The sequence below is a fragment of the Citrobacter sp. Cb028 genome (genome assembly GCF_030336705.1).
Taxonomy (GTDB): Bacteria; Pseudomonadota; Gammaproteobacteria; order Enterobacterales; family Enterobacteriaceae; genus Citrobacter; species Citrobacter braakii.
Genome location: NZ_JAOWCZ010000034.1, coordinates 568289 through 588743, shown reverse-complemented (window position 1 = coordinate 588743; position 20455 = coordinate 568289). Strand labels below are relative to the sequence as shown.

Sequence of the window (20455 nt, the reverse complement as noted above, 5' to 3'; positions counted from 1 at the left end):
ATTCTGAAAACCCTCGCAACGGATAACCTGAATCCGACAAACATTGCGAGTGCAAACTTCTGTGCCGCTACGCCTGAGGGTGCCAGTGCTTTAATCCTGGGTAGTCGTTAATACGCTTATATTTTATGTTGTACTTATTCTGCCCCCCTAAAGGGGGCAGTTTTGCTAAATGGATTTAATCGATGATAAGTAAGCGCAACGCTAATATTTACGAACGTCAGGCAGGCGTCACCCTTCTTGAAATGATTGTTGTGCTTGCCATTATCGGCATGTGCCTGATGACTTATGCCAATTATAAACGAAAAGAAGCCCAGCAAAGTCACCAACTGATTGTCGCTGATATGATCGCCCGTGATATTTCCGGCGTGATGCGCTTTGTGGCACAAGACAAACTGGCTACCATGAATAGCGCACAACAAGCCAACCCACTATACGGAAAAAATACTCACGTCAATATCGCGAATTATGATAACCGCGTCACTAACAGGACATTACAGGATTCACCCGACAGGGATGATAATAATTTTTATTCCGGTTGGTCTGCTGCTGTGTCAACACAAACCGATGTATCGCCCACCCGGGGTTCTCGCTATCTGTTTCTGGGTAGCGAATGTAGAAATGGCAATATTGAGAAAGGGAAGCTGCCCTTCAAGCTGACGGAGTCTATGCTGCCGTGTGAACTGCGCCCTGGCGCCGAATCGCTGGGTCTGGTGCTGGAACGCGTGGACTTCGTCAACAACAATCGCACCAGCGGGTTGGGCATTGAACGTGTCGACTTCTATCTCGTCTACCAGAACGAGGTCGAGAACGAAGGCCTCCATTTTGCCGGATTTATTAAGCCGCTGGAAAAAGCGCTGAAAAGCGTCGATCTCGGTTATCTGCAGGCGGTGGTGTTTGAAGTCAACAATAGCGGTAATTTTAACCTGGTAACAACGGCCGCAGACCAACCGCTGCAGATGGGGGACGTTCCCAATAATCTGGACAGGCTCGATGCAAATAAACGTTACGGCATTCGCTTAAGCTTAGACAAAAACAGTGAAGATATTACTGCCGATGGTTCTGTTCCGGCTGCCAAGCTGTGCTGGAACGATGCCAAAGGCGAGGCCGGACCGTGTATTACGGCGATTGATGAAGACCGCCTGCTGATTACCAGCAGCGATGCAACGGACAAAGATAAAAACGAACCGGCGATGTGCTGGAGCAGAGAGCAAAACAAGAGCACGCTGTGCCTGGCGGCAATGAACAGCAACGGCGTCAATCCGGATGGCAGGCTTAATCCAGACGGCACGCCGTATAATCCAGACGATCGCATTCTGCATCTGCGTACCAGCGCGGATAAAACAGACGGTAGCGAAGTGGATCCTGCTTCGCCGAGCTCGCTCAAAGGCACCACCGGCACGCTGTACGCCAATATCGTGATGGAAAATACCTCGCGCAAGCATCCGGAAAAATGGTATGTGGCTTACAATGAAACTGATGCTGACAGGCTTAAAAACGGTATCCAGGATGATGATGACACCCTTAGATTCCCTAATCAATTTGCAGATGCTTTCCATGGTCAGTATGAGCTGGTGACGCCCACCACCACCTTTTATCAATCATTTAAAAACAATTATCCGCAGGGTAAAAACCGGATGTTGCTGATGCTGACTATATAAACTGGAATAGTGAGGATAATTACAAAAATCTCTTCACTGAACCAGGCGTGATTCGTTTACCGTTGCAAACGTGTCCTAAAGTAACCGGTATCGATAAAGATCGTAAAACCAAGCTGCGTAGCCTCTATCCCCGCCTGTCGGTCGCCATATCATCTGTCGCGGCAGATGAGGATGATGGGGCAAACAAAACCGGTGGCTATTTCGACTATACCCAGCAGGGGGCAACCCGGACGAATAGCTACAAGAGTAAGAACGATCCGAAACCTGTGGGCGCGGTAGCAGCTGTGGCGATCCAGGCCAACATTGTGGTGAACAAAGATATTGTCTCTGCCAACGTCCCGGATAAAGCGAACGTAAACGGAATCTTTGAGGACTGGATCGCGGAGAAATGGTTTAAAGGCACAAGTAATAATCTGGACGAGCCCTTCTGGTTAATCAGCGCCGCGTCGGCAACGATTACCCCTGATGGCAAAAAAAATGTGAATAAAATAAACCCACAGTCTCTCTCAGTGGTAATTAACCAGTGGTGCAGCACAATCCCGCAGGGGGGAATGATTTCATCCGAAGGTCACGCCTGGACTGAGGCGGAGCCGAATAAGTATGTGCTCCATTCTCTTGTTGCGGAAGATAACGATCTTAAGTTTTATAAAGAAAACGGTAATGAACTTGATATTCCGGACCATGAAAGAATCACCTATTAATCATTGGAAGAGTAAGATGAAAAAAACATGGATAATTGGGGCTGCCGTGTCCGCATTATTAGGCAGCCAGGGAAGTTTTGCCGCCAGCGCACCAGCCGGGCAAAAAATTGACGCAGGGATGTTAACCACCACGCCAGTGAAAGAAAGTACAACCACACCGCGAAATCCCTTTTCCGGGGATGATACGGTGAAAAACGTCGCGCCTGTCAGTGCGCCAGTAGTGGAAATAAAAATTGATTTACTGGAAGAAGAGTTATTAAGCCAGCAGCTCTCAAAATGGGCGCAGCAAAATGGCTATAAGCTGCTCTGGAACAGCTCAACTGATTTTGTTATTTACAAGGCAATTCATTTGCAGGGTAAATCAACACAGGATGTGCTGGTTAAACTTGGACAAGTATTTACGTCAGAAAACTACGGGCTGGTGATTAAAGACTACCAGGCGAATAACGTACTGATCATTGATGAGCAGTAATTACGCAAGGGAATAATGCTATGAAAATTAAAGTTTCGCTTCTGGCGTTGACGCTGGCTCTTCAGGGTTGTACGTCTATTGATACCAAGTACGATAAAAGTATTGTCCAGCAGGAAACCGGCAACCCGACCACTCCGGATGAGATGAAAACGACCGGTTATATGAAATATAACGAGCCTTATCTGGGCAAAAAGGTTGAATATAACTCCCGTAAACAGGCGCTGCTGCGTAAGCAGGTGAGTATTCAGTCTTACGAGCCTACCGATCTGGCGACAATTCTTGAGGCGGTGACCGCGCAAACCGGTATTAGCTACCGTATTAATACTTCCGTTCCCGGTGGAAAATCGGATGCGGGGGAACCGGAGTTCCGCAGCGTTAAGTTCAACGGAACGTTTGAGGAATTTACCCGCTATATTTCCGCGCTGTATGACGTGAATCCGCTGCTGGATAACAACGGCGTGCTGGTCGTCTCTTATTTCCAGAACTATGTGCTGAAGCTCGATTTTTACGGCGAAGACAACAAGTTTGAGACCAGTCTCGATCTGTCCGGTAATGAAGCCACTTCCGGCGGCGGTCTGAAAGGCAAAGCCGAAACCAAGTTTGAATCCAGCTTCTGGGACGACGTTGAGGATATGGCGGAAAAATTTGTCTCCAGCGGCGTTTACAGCATTTTTAAAGACGCCTCGATTCTGACGATCACCGCACGTCCTTCGGAGTATCACGCGCTGAATGAGTCGCTGAAAAAATTCCAGGCGGATAATACCCGTCAGTTTGTCGTGACTTACAAAATATTTACCCTTGATAAGCGCAAAACGAAAGAGCTGGGCGGTGGGGTCAATATGACCTTCAACGACGGGACCTCCTCTTTTGGTATCGACAGCTCAGAAATGCTGATGAAGCTCTCCGGCGGCTTAACCGCAGGCTGGACCAATCAGCATATGAATATCAGCTCTCAGTTGGATGCCCTGTACGAACTCACCGGCAGTAAGGTGATCCAGAGCGGTTCGTTTATTACCCGTAATAACATCCCTATTCCGCTCAACATGACCACGTCGCAATATTATGTTTCAAGTCGCACTAGGGAAGAAGACTCCAATTCAGGAGACGTCAGTACGGAGGTGGAAACCACGGAACTGGTCACCGGCACCAGCTTTATTCTTACCCCGCGTATCTTAACCGACGGGCGAATTGAAGTGGCCAGCGGCTTTACCAAGCGCTACCTCAACTCAATCGATACCTTTGATGAAGTTCAGTTGCCGTCGGTAAGCACGACGGAAATGTTTAACATTTCCACAATTACGCCGGGTAGCCTGCTGCTGGTCAGCAAATACGAAGCGAAAGAGGATGCTGACGGTCAGGGATGGTCGGTGCTGGCAGGCTCGGTCACCAACAACGATCATGTCGAAACGGTGGTTATGGTAGTCGGTATTGATAATTACCGTGCCCCAACGCAGACCCGATGAGGGCATCATGCTTAAGCACTTATCAGAAAATCGGGTATTAATTGATCTGGTCTGGAGCTACGAGCCCACCTCTCACGAACCTTATTATCTTGACTGGCTGGCACATATACGGCGAACCCATCGCCAGTTAACGATCTTGTCGGATGAAGGGGAAATGGTTACGGGTTTCTGTACTAAACACTCCACCTTATATGAGCCTTTCGCCCTGTGGATGAAAGCCCTGTACGGTGACGGTATTTATTACTATGAGCAGGCGGAAAGCTACTATTTCCTGATTATCTCGCGCGGTGCTCCCGTTTCGGGCAGCGATCGTCTGGTCTCCAGACGCTTCTGGATGAAGCTGAAAGAGCAGCTGAAAGAATCGCCACAGTATGCGGAGCTACCGTTAATTCAGTTAACGGAACAGCACTTTGAGGCGGTGATTGAAGGCTGTACTGAACATCAGCGGCGGCAGAAAAAACGGCGACAGATGATGATCGGCGCTCTGTTAGCAGGCGGCATCGTATTTTTACTGGTGTTTATGACACTGCTGAAATTATTTATAAAAGGATGAGAACGTGGCGGTCTCTGAAAATATCTATTTCTGGAAACGTCGTAATATTATAGGGGGCGGTTCTACCGGGCGAGGAGGTAATATTATCGTCTGGGTCGTTACGCTACTGATTTTATTAGCTGGCGGCGGCGGGGCGGGCTATTACTATTTTATCTGGAAACCGGAGCAGGAACGATTGGCCAGAGTCCAGGCTGAACAGGCTGCCCGCCAGCAAAAAATCAAAGCTATCGAAGATTTTTATCGCAACTCGCTTACGGGCGGCAGCATTTCTGATGCCAGCCTGCTGCTGGAGCAGCTCTTGCTGGCGAATAAAAAACTGTCGCAGGTAGGCTTTGCGCCAAAAAGTATTGAATGTACCAGTACGGGCTGTTCACTCAGCTATGCGCTGAATCCAGGGCGGATATTTAGCGTGGCCGATATTAATCTCTGGGGCAAAACCTGGTCGCCCAGTTTTTCAAAAAACACGCTGGACTATACGGGCGTTGAGTCCGGGATGAATAAACACCCATGGCTCAGCGCGTGGCAGAGTAAAAATACGGTTAATCTGCCGGTCTGTACCGATGTATTAAGTTATATCAGCACCTGGAACTCATTAGGCGGACGAAATACCGAACTGGTATTAACAGGAATGCCCTCCTCTGCCGTTGGGCAAAATGAAAGCGCGCTGAAAAGTACGGTAACGTCATTCGGCATGCTGTTCGCCGGTTGGACGATCACCTCACCGACTAAAATGGATTTCTCAGGCGTGTCGTTGGTGTTGAATAAACAACCCTTTGCCGACGCGTTTATTATCAAATCAATCGTATTCAATGAAAACTCAACGCTCGTTACCGGAGGACTGGCATGCAAAAAGGGAAATTAATCATTGCGGGAATAGTGTTGACGCTTTCACCTGCTCTTTACGCCGCAGATACGGCAGAAATCATCCCCGCGCAGCAGGTTGTGCAAGCGGAAGGCACGCCGCCGTTAAGCGACGTATCGCCGATGCAGGATCACGTTGTTGAGATGATAGAAAAAGATTTCAACTTCGAGAGCCAGTACCGCGAGCTGGCGAATCAGCTTGCGCTGGAAAAAGTCCGTAGCGAGCTGCGCAAGCTGCGCGGTGAGAAAAAGGCGGATAGCGCAGCGGTTATGCCGGTGAGCACCGCCAGCACAATGGATGATATTAGCGCTTCCCCTGGAGCAACGTCAGAATCTGCGCCTGGGCTGCGGCCGCTGCTGATTTCCGAAATCGCGGGTCAAAAACGCGTGGCGATTGCCGGCGCCGACGGCGGCGTGAAGATGGTGCCGCTGAATCAGCGTTTTAGCTACGGCGGTTATGACTATATTGCGCGTCATAACCAGGCAAATGACGTGACGGTCGAGGTTGTGGGTAAGTGATCGATTATATCCAGTTTAACGAGGAGAACATTCATTCTCAGGAGTGGCAATTCCAGGAGTATGACGGCGATATTCTGGTTGCTGAGCATGCGGATGAAGCCTGGTTACTGGTATCCACGCCTTTGATTGATAATCTGGCGCCAATGCAGGCGGTGTGCCACCGCCTGCAGGTTTCCCATAATATTCAGGTTAAGGGAATAGCGCAGGTTACTGAGAAAAATTATTACCTGATCGTAGAACAGCTGCTGTCGGCAGGAAGTAAGCTGCTTGAGCAGGAAAGCAGTAACACACAACTTGCGCTGGAAGAGATGCTGAAAAAGGCCGTGGCGTTGAAGGCCAGCGACCTGCATATCACCCGTAATGATATGGTGGCGAATATTGAGCTGCGCATTAACGGCGTGCTTTGTCCGTTTATACAGATGAAGGCGTCACGCTGCGATGAGCTGGTGTTCGTGCTCTACAACGTTGAGGCAAGCACCCGCGACACCACCTGGAACCGCAATATTGCGCAAAACGCCAATATCCTCTATTCGCTGGCGGGGAAAAGCTACCGCTTCCGCTATGCGCACTATCCGATATTTGGCGAGACCAGCGATTGCTATCACGCGGTATTGCGTATTATTCCATCGGGTCTGGACAGAGCCAGCGTCGCGAGTCTGGATAAGCTTGGCGTTTCCGATGAGGAAATTAGCGACCTCAAAAGGATCCTGAGTAACCCCTACGGCGCTTATATTATTGCCGGAACAACCGGTTCGGGGAAATCCACTACCCTGAAAAATCTGATGGAGTGGATGCAGATCAACCGCTATGACAATCGCGGCTGTTTTCTGACCGTAGAAGATCCGGTCGAATATCAGATCTATGGCGCGACGCAAAGTTCGGTATTAAGCGGCGAATCCGGAGGATTCCATTCGGCGATCAAATCTTCGCTGCGTCGCGACCCGGACGTACTGATGGTAGGGGAAATTCGCGACAATATCTCTTCTAACGCGCTGGCCGGGGCGGTGGAAAGTGGTCACTACTGCTTTACCACCGTGCACGCAGGCAACATCGTTTCGTTATTGCAACGCTTATCCGCGCTCGGTATTACCAGCGATAAGCTTTCAACGCCGGGCTTTATTGCGGGCTTACAGTGCCAGAAGCTAATACCAGTACTGTGCCCGCAGTGTAAAACGTCGTTACGGACCACCGCCATTAAGGGACGCGAATTCCAGCTTTATGAAAAAAACGCTGAAGGCTGTCCGGCCTGCAAACACACCGGTATTGGCGGACGCCAGTTGGTGATGGAGTATTTGCTGCCAGTGTATGACGAGCTGGAGGCCATTGCTGAACAGAAGTGGCTTAAAGTTTATACCGTCTGGCGCGCTAAGCGATTAAAACAGACCGGCCTGAGCGAAGGATTCGAAATTAAAGAAAAAACGATGGCGGCGGTACTTCAGGGACGCGTGTGCGCGACCTGGTTTCAAATGGAATTTGGGCAAGTCGTTCAGGAAGAGCTGGAGGTAATAGTTGAAAAAATTCGGTAAGAAACAGCGTATTTATCTTTATCAGTTTTGCGCAGACATGATTAACGCTGAACTTCCGCTGTATGACGCGTTGCAAAAATTACGCGCGGAAGGGGAAAAACTGCTCGGCAAAGGATTTGCTAAACGTCTGGAAGAGCTAACTGCGAAAATGGCGAAAACCACCTCCATTGCGATGGTTTTCGAGGGGCTGGTCCCTGAATCTGAACTGAGCGTGATTAACGCGGCGGAGCGCAGCGGCAGCCTGGCCGACGGCTTTATCACCCTGGTAAACGTGATTAATTATAACGACGAGCTGCGCAAGAAAATCGTCGGCGCCATCACCTTCCCGCTCATTATGCTGGTCCTGTCGCTGGTGGTAATAGGCGGTTATGCCTATAAGGTGTTCCCGGCTTTTGAAGGCGTTGTACCGGTTGAAAAATGGCCTGGCGTCACCAGCGCGCTCTATATTTTTGGGATGGCGCTGTGTAATGGGCTGTGGATATATATCCTCATTGGTTTTATTGCGCTGGTTACCGTGATCAAAATAGCGATGGGCAAAATGACCGGGAATATTCGTAATCAGTTTCTTGACCGAATTATGCCGTTCTCAACGTATAAGCAGTTGACCGCCTCTATTTTTCTCAACAACCTGGCGCTGATGTTAAAAAACGGCATTCCGCTCAACGATGCGCTCAGCATTATTAGCCTGAACTCCAGCCGCTGGCTGCGCTGGCACCTGGCCGGGATGCAGAAGAAAATGGCGGCAGGCGTCAGCTATGGGGAGGCGCTCAATTCGGGTTTACTGAACACGGAAACGCTGCTCAATATCAGCCTTTACGCCGCGCTACCCTCGTTTAATGAGGTGCTGCTGGCGGTATCGAATAAATCACGTGAACACATTCGGGAATATATCACTAAACTTTCCGGGTTATTAAAAGCGCTCTCCACGCTGATATTAGGCGGTTGCGTAATATGGGTTTTTGCCGCGTTGTTTTCGCTCAGCGACAAGTTGGCGGCGATGGGCGCCAGCGGTTCTTTTTAGGAAAATTAAATCATGGAACTGTTAATGCCATGGATGGTGGCTATTTTTATCCCTCTTGGATTGCTGTTTGGCAGCTTAGCCAACGTGATTATTTATCGTCTGCCGCTGATGCTTGGCGTAATAGATGAGGATGATTCAGAAGGGGCGGCTGTTAATTTGTGGTGGCCGCCGTCGCACTGCCCTGCCTGTAAATCAGATATTAAGCCCTGGGATAATATTCCGGTTCTCAGTTGGCTGTTACTGAAGGGCAAATGCCGCCAGTGCGGCATTGCGATCCCGGTTATTTATCCGATTTCTGAACTGGCGATGGGATTGGTATGGGGGGCGCTGGCCTGGTTTTACCTGCCGCAATGGTCTCCTCAACTCGCGCTGGCATATGCGCTGTTGTTTATGGTGCTCTACAGCGCGGCGGTTATCGATTTTAAACATCTGATTCTGCCGGACACGCTGGTCTTCACCGTGCTCTGGGGCGGGCTACTGCTTGCCGCATCGGGGTACTCCATGGTGCGGGTGAAGGACGCGGTTTATGGCGTCGCCGTCGCCTGGCTGCTGCTGTGGGGCGTGATGAAGCTGTGGGAGACGTTCTGCAAACGCGACGGTCTGGGCTACGGCGACGTCAAGCTCTACGCCGCCTGCGGGGCATGGCTTGGCTGGCAGCGCCTGCCGGAATTACTCTGTTTTTCGGCGCTGGCCGGGCTGCTGTTTTACGCCTGCGTGCGGTGCTTTTATACGCAAGAGGATGACAAACATCGCTTTTATATTCCGTTCGGTCCGGCTATCGCGCTGGTCGCGTTTTTACTGCTGCTCTGACGGAGGTCGATCGTGTCGTGTCTGATATGGAGCGTATGGCTGACAATGTCGCCGCTGGCGACGACCAGCTGCGAGCAAGCCTGGCAGCAAGCTTTCGTTCCGTCATTACAGGCGGCGCAAATGTGGTCAGAAGAGAACCTGAGGATGCCATCCAGCGCTGCGGCGGTGGATGATGATAACGCCCCAGTACGCTTTATCTGGCCCGTGGCGAAGCGCCAGATCAGCTCAGGATTTGGACAACGCCTGCACCCTGTGCTGGGGCGCATGATGCAGCATAAAGGGATGGATATTCCTGTGCCATTCGGCAGCAGCGTGCATGCAATTGCCGACGGCGAAGTGGTGGAGAGCGGCTACGGTCGCGGCACCGGATACTTTATCACTCTCCGTCATGCAGACGGCTGGCTGAGTCGCTATTTTCATCTCGCCTCTGCGCGGGTGCGTAAGGGCGAAAAGCTGACGGCGGGCGAAGAGATCGCCGCATCCGGCAGCAGCGGTTTTAGCACCGGTCCGCACCTGCATCTGGAAATTGCCTGGCGGGGCGTGGCGCTCGACCCGCAGCCCTTGCTGAACAACACCCCGATGCTGGCGCGCGCCGGGCGTGCGTCTGCGGAAGAAAAATCCGACTCTCAGCCTCGGGTGGTGCTGGTTTCTCAGGGACCGGGCGGAACCCGGATCACCGTCCGGTTTAACAACAAAACGCGCACCGTGGCACCAGGTAGTATGGTGTTTGGCAACTATCAGGTCGTGCTGTTGCGCAGTGGTAAATATCAGATTATTTCCGCTGTATAACAAGGAGCTACATAATGGAAAAAAAGAAAAGGATCGCTTTATCGGCGGGGTTGCTGGCGGCAGCGCTGCTTTTTAACCCAGGAGTGTTGGCAAGTGACGACACTCAGGAGCCAGAGAACAGCAAAGGGCATTTTGGCTTTCTGCCTCCGCAGCCACCGCTGAAACTGCCGGGATCACATTATTTTCTCGTTAAGGTTTCGAGTGATTTTAGCCGCCTGGGACAGACAGCGGGTATTAACTATCAGATCACAGGCGTGAATGTTTACTGGAAAACTAAGGGAATCGATCAGGAGCGGGGGCGTTCGCATGCTTCTCTTGTTGGGCCAAATCTGCCAAATTGTTCATTTGGGAACGAAGCCCCGTGTAACGTTACTTTGGCTAATGCTGAAGATGGAAATGAGGACCGTAGCTCTGGTGGAAAACTGTATCAACTTGGATCAACAGAGCATCTGGAAGGGTTAGTATGGGTTTATTCTAACCATCTATTCAACGGTGATACGGTAGGCTCCCCCAAATACCTTGACGATGGAGTTTGTCCCGATCTAGTGAGAAATCAAGATTTAAATCATGCTTTTAATGGCAGGAGAACGCGATTTTTTCGGGGTTTTTATGATGGATTTGAATACTGTGGAAATGGCATAGAGAACATCCCAGGCACCACGCGCACACTTCGACCTGATGGAACCTATGATGCTAAAGTTACTAATCCAGATAACGATGTCCACCTTTCTGCTATGTTCAATTCGCAAGATTCAAGTATCTGTAATGATGCAGGTCCATTATATTGCGGTGGCTCTGGCAATACCCCCAGCGGCTATATCTATATCCCCAGTAATAATCTGAAGTATATGGTTATTGAGGTAATGGGGTTTGAAGCTCAAAGTCACGATCTTCATACTTTTCCCATTATAGCGTTTAAATATACCAACATTGCTCCTGACGATCCTGACAGCTATAAGATGGAATTTGTCTCGTCGCAGGACAAGACGGGGGTTAATTTAGGTGAACCTATCAGCTATATGGTACCATTTTATAATAAAGGTTTTAGCTCTTACAGAAATATAAATCTGTTTGCGTCCGACTTTCACTGGAATGGAGATATAAGCAACGACGGACACGACGACAAATATGTCGGTTACGGCAACTACGGGCCTCTTCTGGATTTCAAAAATATTGACTATCTGGAGGTGAACCTTAAATCTCTCGATCATATGGTGTTAAATGGTCCCTCCCGTATGGCAAAGAATAACGTGTCCGTGGACGGTACACGAGGTGGAGTGGGGGTTAGTCTTCGCAAATATGACTGGAAATGTTCAGAAGGCCCTGAAGTAGTCCCTGACGGGGCAGAACTTAATGGGGCAACAGAAGAGGAATACCTTAAGGCTAATTGTGCCTACAAGACGCGGTATTAATAGCTGACCGGCGGCGTCTGCGCCGTATGAGTTAATTTGTTACCCGCGAGGTTCACACGGATGTAAACCTCGCTTTTTATCTTTGGACAGGCTTTTCCTGCTCTAACTGATGGCGTTAGTAGGCGTTCACCACGACCCACATCGGTCCCTGACCCACCGCATAACGCCCCTTCTCTGCCAGCAGCCCCTGCTCGCCAGCAATCTCATACACCGCGATATGGTGCGATTTTTGCCCGGCGGCAATCAGGTACTTACCGCTGTGATCGATATTAAAACCGCGCGGCTGAGTTTCAGTAGGCTGGAAACCCTCTTTGGTCAGCACGCTGCCATCTTCAGACACGCTAAAGATCGTAATCAGGCTTGCGGTGCGGTCACAGGCGTACAGATGACGACCATCCGGTGTAATGTGAATATCCGCTGCCCAACGGGTATCAGTGAAATCAGCCGGCATCATATCCAGCGTCTGCACACACTCAATCTTGCCGTACGGATCTTTCAGCGCCCAGACGTCAACGGAGCTGTTCAGCTCATTCACACAGTAGGCAAATTGCTTATTCGGATGGAACGTCATATGACGCGGGCCAGCACCTTCAACGGTGGTCACTTCCGCCGGTTCCTGCGCCACCAGATGTCCATCATCGCTTACCTCAAACAGACAGATACGATCCTGTTTCAACGCCGGAACCCACAGGATACGGTTATCCGGTGAGATGTTGGCCGAGTGGCAGCCGTCCAGACCTTCAACCACGTCAACCTGTTCCACCGGCAGGCCATCTTCCAGACGCGTGACGCTCACGCTCCCGGCGTTATAAGAGCCGACAAACACGAAACGTCCCTGATGATCGGTAGAAATATGCGTCGGGCTACCCGGCAGCTCAGACTCCGCCGCGAAGGTCAGCGCACCGTCATCAGGCGCAATGCGGTAAGCCAACACGCGAAACTCCGGGCGCACGCCAACATAGAGGTAGCGCTTATCCGGGCTGACGACCATCGGCTGTACCTGACCCGGCACATCAACCACCTGCGTCAGTGTCAAAGAACCATCATGATTCAGGCTCCAGACGTGGATTTGCTGACTTTCAGGGCTGGCGGTATAAACGGTTTGCTTCATGAATACTCCTTTGCTTTTTGGCAGGTGGCTGCAATTGCCTGACACACGCCTAAGGTAGACGCTTTTAACGGTGAATGCTTAATTAAGGCGCAGAATTTTGTCCGGCTCCCGTCTCGGTGTACCATTCCAGTAGATAAAATTCTCAACCTTAATCTGGAAATAACTATGACCGCACGCGTGATTGCCCTGGATTTAGACGGTACCCTGTTGACTCCGAAAAAAACCTTACTGCCATCCTCTGTTGAAGCGCTCGCGCGCGCCAGAGAAGCAGGATACCAACTTATCATTGTCACAGGTCGCCATCACGTTGCTATTCATCCTTTTTATCAGGCACTGGCGCTGGATACACCTGCAATTTGCTGCAACGGCACCTACTTGTATGATTATCAGGCAAAAAAGGTACTGGAATCCGATCCCCTACCGGTAAACCAGGCATTACAGCTGATCGAAATGCTGGATGAACATCAGATCCACGGGCTGATGTATGTGGATGAGGCCATGCTGTATGAGCGCCCAACCGGGCATGTGGTGCGTACCGCTAACTGGGCGCAAACCCTGCCGCCGGAACAGCGCCCGACCTTCACCCAGGTGCCTTCGCTGGCGCAGGCCGCACATGACGTTAACGCCGTCTGGAAATTTGCCCTCACCGACGAAGATATTCCGAAACTGCAGCAGTTTGGTAAGCATGTTGAACAACAGTTGGGGCTGGAGTGTGAATGGTCCTGGCACGATCAGGTCGACATTGCCCGTAAAGGCAACAGCAAAGGACGACGCCTTACCCAGTGGATTGAAGCACAGGGCGGGTCAATGGAAAACGTCATTGCCTTTGGTGACAACTTTAACGATATCAGCATGCTGGAAGCTGCAGGTACCGGCGTGGCGATGGGTAATGCGGACGACGCGGTCAAAGCCCGCGCCAACATCGTAATTGGTGACAACACCACCGACAGCATCGCGAAATTTATCTACTCCCACCTGCTGTAATCACGCGGTAATCGATACGCTCTTAATTTGCGCGTACAGCCACAGGCCAGGTTTGATACCCAGTTCATCCCTGGCCCACGGGCTGATCCTCGCCCACAGCGTTTTACCGCCCACTTCAAGCTGAACCTCCACCTGACCATTATCGTCATAGCACTGCGCGACTTTCGCCCGCAGCACGTTACGAATACTGGTCTGCTGCGGCGGTTGAAGCACCAGCGAAACATCAGATGCCTGAATACGAATACGCAGCGCAGTTTGCAGCGGTTGATCCAGCTTATTGACCCATAGATGCTGATCGCCAAGCGCCAGTGCAGTCATTGCGTAATGTGGATGATGTTCCAGCACGCTGACTTTCAGAATGCTGCTTTGCTGTTCCTTTGGTAGCCACGGGTGCATCACGCTGCTGCCCCAGACATCTTCCAGCGAACCGAACGCTTTGACCTGCCCGTTTTCCAGCACCATCACTTTGTCAGCCAGGTGCAAGATTTCATCGAGCGAGTGGCTGACGTACAGCATCGGAATATTAATTTCACGCGCCAGGCGTTGCAGGTAAGGCAACAGTTCACGCTTACGCGGGATATCCAGCGAGGCTAACGGCTCATCAAGCAACAACAGTTCCGGCGCGGTAAGCAGCGCCCGACCGATGGCTACGCGCTGTTTTTCACCGCCAGAAAGCCCGCCGGGCAGACGGTCAAGCAGCGATTCAATGCCCAACAGGGCCACCAGCTTATCAAACTGTCCGGCCATACTTTTCGCCATACCGTAACGCAGGTTGCCGCGCACTTTATAATGCGGAAACAGGCGCGCATCCTGGAAAACATAGCCCACCCGGCGTTTTTCGGGCGTTAAACAGATACCGTTCTCGACGTCGTTCAAAACCCGTCCGTTAAGCACGATGCGCCCGGACTGCGGCTGCGTCAGGCCGCTGATGGCGTTAATCAGCGAGGTTTTACCCGCGCCGGAAACGCCAAAAATAGCGGTGATCCCACTGGCTGGCAGCGTTTCGTTGAGCGTCAGGCAATGCGTCCCCAGCGTTTGGGAGAAATTAAGTTCCAGCATGATTACCGCCCCGTCCGTTCACGGCTAATACGCGCCAGCCATTCAGAAATCAGCAGTGAAATCAGCGCTAACACAATAGAAATGATACATAACCTTGCCGCCGCACTTTCGCCGCCAGGGGTCTGGATCAGGGTATACATCGCCGACGGGATAGTGCGGGTTTCGCCAGGAATATTGGAGACAAAGGTAATCGTTGCGCCAAATTCCCCGAGGGAACGCGCGAACGCCAGCACCGTACCGACAATAATGCCGGGTAGCATCAGCGGTAAAGTAATCGTCACAAATACGCGCCAGCGTCCAGCGCCCAGCGTGCGGGCTGCCTGCTCCAGCTTGACATCGACACCTTCCAGCGCCAGACGAATAGCCCGAACCATAAGCGGGAAAGACATCACCGCCGCAGCCAGTACCGCACCGCGCCAGCTAAAGGCAAAGGTAATGCCAAACCAGTCATACAGCCATTCGCCAATGAATCCGCGGCGTCCCATGGCGACCAACAGCAGATAGCCCACCACGACCGGCGGCAGTACCAGCGGCAAATGCAGAACGCTGTCGAGCAGCGCTTTGCCCGGGAACTTGCATCGCACAAGCAGCCAGGCAAAGAAGATCCCAAACGGCAGACTAAACAACACAGCCAGGGAAGAAACTTTCAGGCTCAGTATAACGGCCTGCCATTCAGGATCGGTCAGTATCATTACTTGGTCGTAAATCCATAACGTTTAAAGATTTCAGCAGCCTGCGGTCCTTTCAGGTAATCATAGAACGCGCTGACCGTTGCGTTTTTGTGCCCATCAACAATTGCGATAGGGTATTCCACTTTTTTGTGTGAATCTTCCGGGAAAGTCGCAACAACTTTTACACCCTTGCTGGCGACAGCATCGGAACCATAGACGATCCCCAGCGGCGCTTCGTTACGCTCTACCAGCGCCAGCGCACCGCGCACATCTTCGGCAGGTGCCAGTTTCGGGGCCAGGGTATCCCATGCCCCCAGTTTTTGCAGCGCTTCTTTAGCATAAATGCCCGCCGGAACATGTTCCGGATCGCCAACGGCCAGACGCCCACCATTTAACAAACGGGTCCAGTTGGTTTTGCTGTCGATGGTGAAGTCTTTCTGCGCACTGTCTTTCGGTGCGACAACCACCAGGCTGTTACCCAACAGCGTTTCACGCGTTGCGGTATCAATCGACTTTTTGTCTACCGCGTAATCCATCCATTTCTGATCGGCAGAGATAAACAGATCGGCCGGTGCGCCTGCTTCAATCTGGCGCGCCAGCGTGGAAGAAGACGCAAAAGAGGAGACAACATCAACGTTCTTCTCTTTTTTGTATTGCGTCGCAATATCCTGCATCGCGTTAGTCAGTGAAGCCGCTGCGAAAACAGTAATTTTTCCTTCATCCGCCAGCGCATGCCCGGCAACAGTAAGAGAAAGTGTTGCCCCGGCAAACAAGCGTAACCATGTACGTGCCATCTGTAACTCCTTTGAGTTTCGTTATGTAGTCGCAAATATAACGAGTAAACCAGGATTTTCCCAGTGGTTATTGATACCAATTTGAGGTTACACGAAGAAAATATCGGCAGGGAAAGCAGGATCTTGAGAAACGGTAGACTGAGAAAACGGGTTGGGAGGCGTAAAAAATATAAACGCCCGACTGAGCGGGCGTTTGGGGAATCAATGATTCTGTCTGGACTGGTCTTTTTGACCGATACCGGAGAAAATGTTGAACACTTCACCCAGTCCGTAAATCAGACCCAGAATGATGGCCATTACCACAGGTACCATGATTACGGCGAATACCAGACTTTTCAATAACTCTAACATGGTCAACTCCAGATGTAGTCCTTAGCTGTATTCTAACCACATAACGCAGAAAAGCACTCCCCTTTTGTGCGGTCGGCTTTGCTCAGGCACGGTTTTCCGTCACAATACCCTTTTTTGCCAGGAGCTTGTGATGCAGGCCGAAATCCTTCTTACGCTGAAACTTCAGCAAAAACTGTTTGCCGATCCCCGTCGCATTTCTCTGCTTAAGCATATTGCGCTTTCCGGCTCTATCAGTCAGGGCGCGAAGGATGCAGGTATTAGCTACAAAAGCGCCTGGGATGCGATTAACGAAATGAACCAACTCAGCGAGCAGACGCTGGTTGAGCGCGCCACAGGCGGCAAAGGCGGCGGCGGCGCGGTATTAACGCGCTACGGCCAACGCTTAATCCAGTTGTATGATTTGCTGGCGCAGATCCAACAAAAAGCCTTTGATGTTTTGAGCGATGACGATGCGCTACCGCTCAATAGCCTGCTGGCGGCTATCTCTCGATTTTCACTGCAAACCAGCGCCCGTAACCAATGGTTTGGCACAATCACCGCCCGCGACCACGATCAGGTCCAGCAGCATGTCGACGTCCTGCTGGCCGATGGCGAAACGCGCCTGAAAGTGGCGATCACTGCGCAAAGCGGCGAGCGTCTGGGTCTTGAGGAAGGCAAAGAAGTACTGATTCTGCTGAAAGCGCCGTGGGTGGGAATCACTCAGGACGACGCCATCGCTCAGACCGCCGATAACCAGTTGCAGGGCACGATTAGCCATATTGAACGCGGTGCGGAACAGTGTGAAGTGCTGATGACGTTGCCAGACGGCCAGACGCTGTGCGCCACCGTTCCGGCCCAGGACGCCGCAACGCTGCAAGAAGGCGCTAACGTCACCGCCTGGTTTAATGCTGACAGAGTGATTATCGCCACGCTGTGCTGAGTAGATTGACATCAGCCTGAAGAACACGTATCCCTGTTATTAATCGCTGCAAATAATGGGATACAAAATGTCATCGTTGCAAATTTCGCAAGGCACATTTCGTCTTAGCGACACAAAAACGCTCCAGTTAGATGCGTTGACGTTAAACGCGGGTGATAGCTGGGCGTTTGTTGGCGCTAACGGGAGCGGGAAATCCGCGCTGGCCCGCGCACTGGCGGGTGAGCTGCCGCTTCTGAAAGGCGAGCGCCACTGTCAGTTCACGCGTATTACCCGACTCTCCTTTGAGCAGCTACAAAAGCTAGTCAGCGACGAGTGGCAGCGAAACAACACCGATCTTCTTAGTCCCGGTGAAGACGACACCGGGCGCACCACCGCCGAAATCATCCAGGATGAGATCAACGATCCCGTCCGCTGCGCTGCGTTGGCGCAGCAGTTTGGCATTTCTTCCCTGCTCAACAGGCGTTTCAAATACCTTTCCACCGGTGAAACACGCAAAACCCTGCTCTGTCAGGCGTTAATGTCCGCGCCGGATTTACTGATCCTTGATGAGCCCTTTGACGGGCTGGACGTGGCGTCACGCCGTCAGTTAGCAGAACTGCTCGCGGAGTTGCATCAGGCCGGCTTTACGCTGGTGCTGGTACTTAACCGCTTTGATGAGATTCCCGAATTCGTGCAGTTTGCTGGCGTACTTGCCGATTGCACGCTGACAGAAACCGGCGCAAAAACCGACCTTCTGCAACAGGCATTAATCGCTCAGCTTGCCCATAGCGAGCGGCTGGAAGGAATTCAGTTACCTGAACCGGACGAGCCTTCGGTGCGCCGTACGTTGTCAGATAACGAGCCGCGAATTGTGCTTAACGATGGCACGGTCTCGTATAACGATCGCCCTATCCTTCACCATTTGAGCTGGCAGGTAAATCCGGGGGAACACTGGCAAATCGTCGGCCCCAACGGTGCGGGAAAATCAACTCTGCTCAGTTTAATCACCGGCGATCACCCCCAGGGCTACAGCAACGACCTGACCCTGTTTGGCCGTCGCCGTGGCAGCGGTGAAACTATCTGGGATATCAAAAAACACATCGGCTACGTCAGCAGCAGTCTACATCTGGATTACCGGGTGAGTACCACAGTTCGCAACGTTATTCTCTCTGGTTATTTTGATTCAATCGGCATCTATCAGGCCGTTTCCGACAGGCAGCAAAAGCTGGTGCAACAGTGGCTGGATATCCTTGGCTTCGATAAACGTACCGCGGATGCGCCATTTCATAGTCTTTCCTGGGGACAGCAGCGGCTGGCACTGATTGTTCGCGCGCTGGTTAAACACCCGACGTTGTTGATCCTTGACGAGCCTTTGCAAGGGTTAGATCCGCTCAATCGCCAACTGATTCGCCGTTTTGTGGATGTGCTAATCGGTGAAGGTGAAACTCAACTGCTGTTCGTCTCTCACCACGCCGAAGATGCCCCAGCCTGCATTACCCATCGACTGGAGTTTGTGCCCGAGAACGACATCTACACCTATCGACTAACGTCTCTGCGTTAGTTTTCATTGCAGGGCGTTTATCACGCCCTTTTTTTCTGCTTTTTTTCAGACAAACGCTGAAATAACAACCTAACATAATGATTTAAAATAAAATAACCATTAAAAATGCGTGAAACTTATGGAGTGTAAACGATTCCACTAATTTATTCCATGTCACACTTTTCGTATCTTTGTTATGCTATGGTTATTGCATACCATAGGCTTAACGGAGCGAATTATGAGAGTATTGGTTACAGGTGGTAGCGGTTACATTGGAAGCCACACTTGCGTGCAGTTGTTGAAAAACGGTCACGAGGTGGTGATCCTGGACAATCTCTGCAACAGCAAACGCAGCGTTTTGCCCGTCATTGAACGTTTAGGTGGCAAGCAGCCGATCTTCGTGGAAGGGGATATCCGTAACGAAGCGCTGATAACCGAAATTCTACACGATCATGCCATTGACACGGTCATTCATTTTGCGGGTTTAAAAGCCGTTGGAGAATCCGTTGCCAAGCCGTTGGAGTACTATGACAACAACGTCAATGGCACCCTGCGTCTGGTGAATGCAATGCGCGCGGCCAACGTGAAAAACTTCATTTTTAGTTCCTCCGCAACCGTCTATGGCGATCAGCCACAAATTCCTTACGTTGAAAGCTTCCCCACCGGCACTCCGCAAAGTCCGTACGGCAAAAGCAAGCTGATGGTAGAACAAATCCTGACCGACCTGCAAAAAGCACACCCCGACTGGAGTATCGCCTTACTGCGCTACTTTAACCCGGTTGGTGCTCATCCGTCGGGCGATATGGGGGAAGATCCGCAAGGTATTCCCAACAACCTGATGCCTTACATCGCACAAGTTGCCGTGGGCCGCCGCGAGTCCCTTGCCATATTTGGCAACGACTACCCAACTGAAGATGGCACCGGCGTTCGCGACTACATCCACGTGATGGATCTCGCCGACGGCCACGTCGTCGCGATGGAAAAACTGGCGGGCAAACGGGGTGTGCATATTTACAACCTCGGAGCAGGCATCGGCAGCAGCGTACTGGACGTGGTCAACGCCTTCAGCAAAGCCTGCGGTAAACCCATTAATTACCATTTCGCCCCGCGCCGTGATGGCGATCTTCCGGCTTACTGGGCAGATGCCAGCAAAGCCGATCGCGAGCTTAACTGGCGCGTGACCCGCACACTGGATGAAATGGCACAAGACACCTGGCACTGGCAGTCACGCCACCCGCAAGGATATTCGGATTAAGGACCAA

General features: G+C 51.5%; 21 protein-coding genes. 16 read left to right on the top strand and 5 right to left on the bottom strand.

All coding sequences use genetic code 11. The features are described from left to right. The first annotated feature begins 182 nt into the window (after nucleotides 1-182). From OGV75_RS12325 to OGV75_RS12270, 12 genes are read left to right on the top strand one after another with little or no spacing between them, the layout of a single operon-like run. Nucleotides 183-1658, top strand: coding sequence for a prepilin-type N-terminal cleavage/methylation domain-containing protein (locus OGV75_RS12325; RefSeq protein WP_286480710.1), 1476 nt, complete (start codon nucleotides 183-185; stop codon nucleotides 1656-1658). Nucleotides 1659-1705: 47 nt separating this feature from the next. Further along, nucleotides 1706-2359 (top strand): hypothetical protein, encoded by a 654-nt coding sequence (locus tag OGV75_RS12320; protein WP_286480709.1) that lies wholly within the window; start codon nucleotides 1706-1708, stop codon nucleotides 2357-2359. Between the two features lie 16 nt (nucleotides 2360-2375). After that, nucleotides 2376-2831 carry a TcpQ domain-containing protein gene (locus tag OGV75_RS12315; RefSeq protein ID WP_046274621.1) on the top strand — a complete coding sequence of 152 codons (456 nt, stop codon included), beginning with the start codon at nucleotides 2376-2378 and terminating at the stop codon, nucleotides 2829-2831. Between the two features lie 20 nt (nucleotides 2832-2851). Beyond that, entirely contained in the window at nucleotides 2852-4294 is a 1443-nt protein-coding gene (locus OGV75_RS12310) for a type II and III secretion system protein (RefSeq protein WP_047359455.1), read from the top strand. 7 nt (nucleotides 4295-4301) lie between these two features. Further along, nucleotides 4302-4847 (top strand): hypothetical protein, encoded by a 546-nt coding sequence (locus OGV75_RS12305; protein WP_047359456.1) that lies wholly within the window; start codon nucleotides 4302-4304, stop codon nucleotides 4845-4847. 4 nt (nucleotides 4848-4851) lie between these two features. Continuing rightward, nucleotides 4852-5709 carry a hypothetical protein gene (locus OGV75_RS12300; protein WP_286480708.1) on the top strand — a complete coding sequence of 286 codons (858 nt, stop codon included), beginning with the start codon at nucleotides 4852-4854 and terminating at the stop codon, nucleotides 5707-5709. Continuing rightward, nucleotides 5691-6227 (top strand): hypothetical protein, encoded by a 537-nt coding sequence (locus OGV75_RS12295; protein WP_053389688.1) that lies wholly within the window; start codon nucleotides 5691-5693, stop codon nucleotides 6225-6227. The genes OGV75_RS12300 and OGV75_RS12295 overlap by 19 nt, the downstream gene beginning before the upstream one ends. Continuing rightward, entirely contained in the window at nucleotides 6224-7753 is a 1530-nt protein-coding gene (locus tag OGV75_RS12290) for an ATPase, T2SS/T4P/T4SS family (RefSeq protein WP_047359458.1), read from the top strand. Before OGV75_RS12295 ends, OGV75_RS12290 begins: the two co-directional genes overlap by 4 nt. Then, the gene (locus tag OGV75_RS12285; RefSeq protein ID WP_286480707.1) at nucleotides 7737-8774 is read left to right on the top strand and encodes a type II secretion system F family protein; all 1038 of its coding nucleotides are present in this window, start codon (nucleotides 7737-7739) and stop codon (nucleotides 8772-8774) included. Before OGV75_RS12290 ends, OGV75_RS12285 begins: the two co-directional genes overlap by 17 nt. Nucleotides 8775-8786: 12 nt before the next feature. After that, on the top strand, nucleotides 8787-9584 hold the full coding sequence (locus OGV75_RS12280) for a prepilin peptidase (RefSeq protein WP_286480706.1): 798 nt from the start codon (nucleotides 8787-8789) through the stop codon (nucleotides 9582-9584). A 12-nt stretch (nucleotides 9585-9596) separates the two neighbouring features. Beyond that, on the top strand, nucleotides 9597-10373 hold the full coding sequence (locus OGV75_RS12275) for a M23 family metallopeptidase (protein WP_286480705.1): 777 nt from the start codon (nucleotides 9597-9599) through the stop codon (nucleotides 10371-10373). 14 nt (nucleotides 10374-10387) lie between these two features. Beyond that, nucleotides 10388-11785, top strand: coding sequence for a hypothetical protein (locus OGV75_RS12270; protein ID WP_047359461.1), 1398 nt, complete (start codon nucleotides 10388-10390; stop codon nucleotides 11783-11785). A 115-nt stretch (nucleotides 11786-11900) separates the two neighbouring features. On the opposite strand, the gene pgl is transcribed toward OGV75_RS12270, so the two are convergent. After that, entirely contained in the window at nucleotides 11901-12896 is a 996-nt protein-coding gene (gene pgl / locus OGV75_RS12265) for a 6-phosphogluconolactonase (RefSeq protein ID WP_204566068.1), read from the bottom strand. Nucleotides 12897-13061: 165 nt separating this feature from the next. Between pgl and OGV75_RS12260 the strand changes: the two genes are divergently transcribed. Next, entirely contained in the window at nucleotides 13062-13880 is an 819-nt protein-coding gene (locus OGV75_RS12260; protein ID WP_181598439.1) for a pyridoxal phosphatase, read from the top strand. Here the strand turns inward: OGV75_RS12260 and modC are convergent, their stop codons facing one another. The 4 genes from modC to OGV75_RS12240 all read right to left on the bottom strand — a co-directional run bounded on the left by modC (nucleotide 13881) and on the right by OGV75_RS12240 (nucleotide 16755). Next, a complete protein-coding gene (gene modC / locus OGV75_RS12255; protein ID WP_016152328.1) occupies nucleotides 13881-14939 on the bottom strand; it encodes a molybdenum ABC transporter ATP-binding protein ModC in 1059 nt (352 codons plus the stop codon). A 2-nt stretch (nucleotides 14940-14941) separates the two neighbouring features. Next, complete coding sequence (gene modB, locus OGV75_RS12250; protein WP_016152327.1) at nucleotides 14942-15631, bottom strand: molybdate ABC transporter permease subunit; 690 nt, start codon at nucleotides 15629-15631, stop codon at nucleotides 14942-14944. Beyond that, the gene (gene modA, locus OGV75_RS12245) at nucleotides 15631-16404 is read right to left on the bottom strand and encodes a molybdate ABC transporter substrate-binding protein (RefSeq protein WP_016152326.1); all 774 of its coding nucleotides are present in this window, start codon (nucleotides 16402-16404) and stop codon (nucleotides 15631-15633) included. Before modA ends, modB begins: the two co-directional genes overlap by 1 nt. Nucleotides 16405-16605: 201 nt before the next feature. Further along, nucleotides 16606-16755 carry an AcrZ family multidrug efflux pump-associated protein gene (locus OGV75_RS12240; RefSeq protein ID WP_003023026.1) on the bottom strand — a complete coding sequence of 50 codons (150 nt, stop codon included), beginning with the start codon at nucleotides 16753-16755 and terminating at the stop codon, nucleotides 16606-16608. Between the two features lie 130 nt (nucleotides 16756-16885). Between OGV75_RS12240 and modE the strand changes: the two genes are divergently transcribed. The 3 genes from modE to galE all read left to right on the top strand — a co-directional run bounded on the left by modE (nucleotide 16886) and on the right by galE (nucleotide 20448). After that, the gene (modE, locus tag OGV75_RS12235) at nucleotides 16886-17674 is read left to right on the top strand and encodes a molybdenum-dependent transcriptional regulator (RefSeq protein ID WP_286480704.1); all 789 of its coding nucleotides are present in this window, start codon (nucleotides 16886-16888) and stop codon (nucleotides 17672-17674) included. A 67-nt stretch (nucleotides 17675-17741) separates the two neighbouring features. Further along, complete coding sequence (modF, locus tag OGV75_RS12230) at nucleotides 17742-19214, top strand: molybdate ABC transporter ATP-binding protein ModF (RefSeq protein WP_115190808.1); 1473 nt, start codon at nucleotides 17742-17744, stop codon at nucleotides 19212-19214. Between the two features lie 217 nt (nucleotides 19215-19431). Next, nucleotides 19432-20448, top strand: coding sequence for a UDP-glucose 4-epimerase GalE (gene galE / locus OGV75_RS12225; protein WP_151222839.1), 1017 nt, complete (start codon nucleotides 19432-19434; stop codon nucleotides 20446-20448). Nucleotides 20449-20455: the final 7 nt, after the last annotated feature.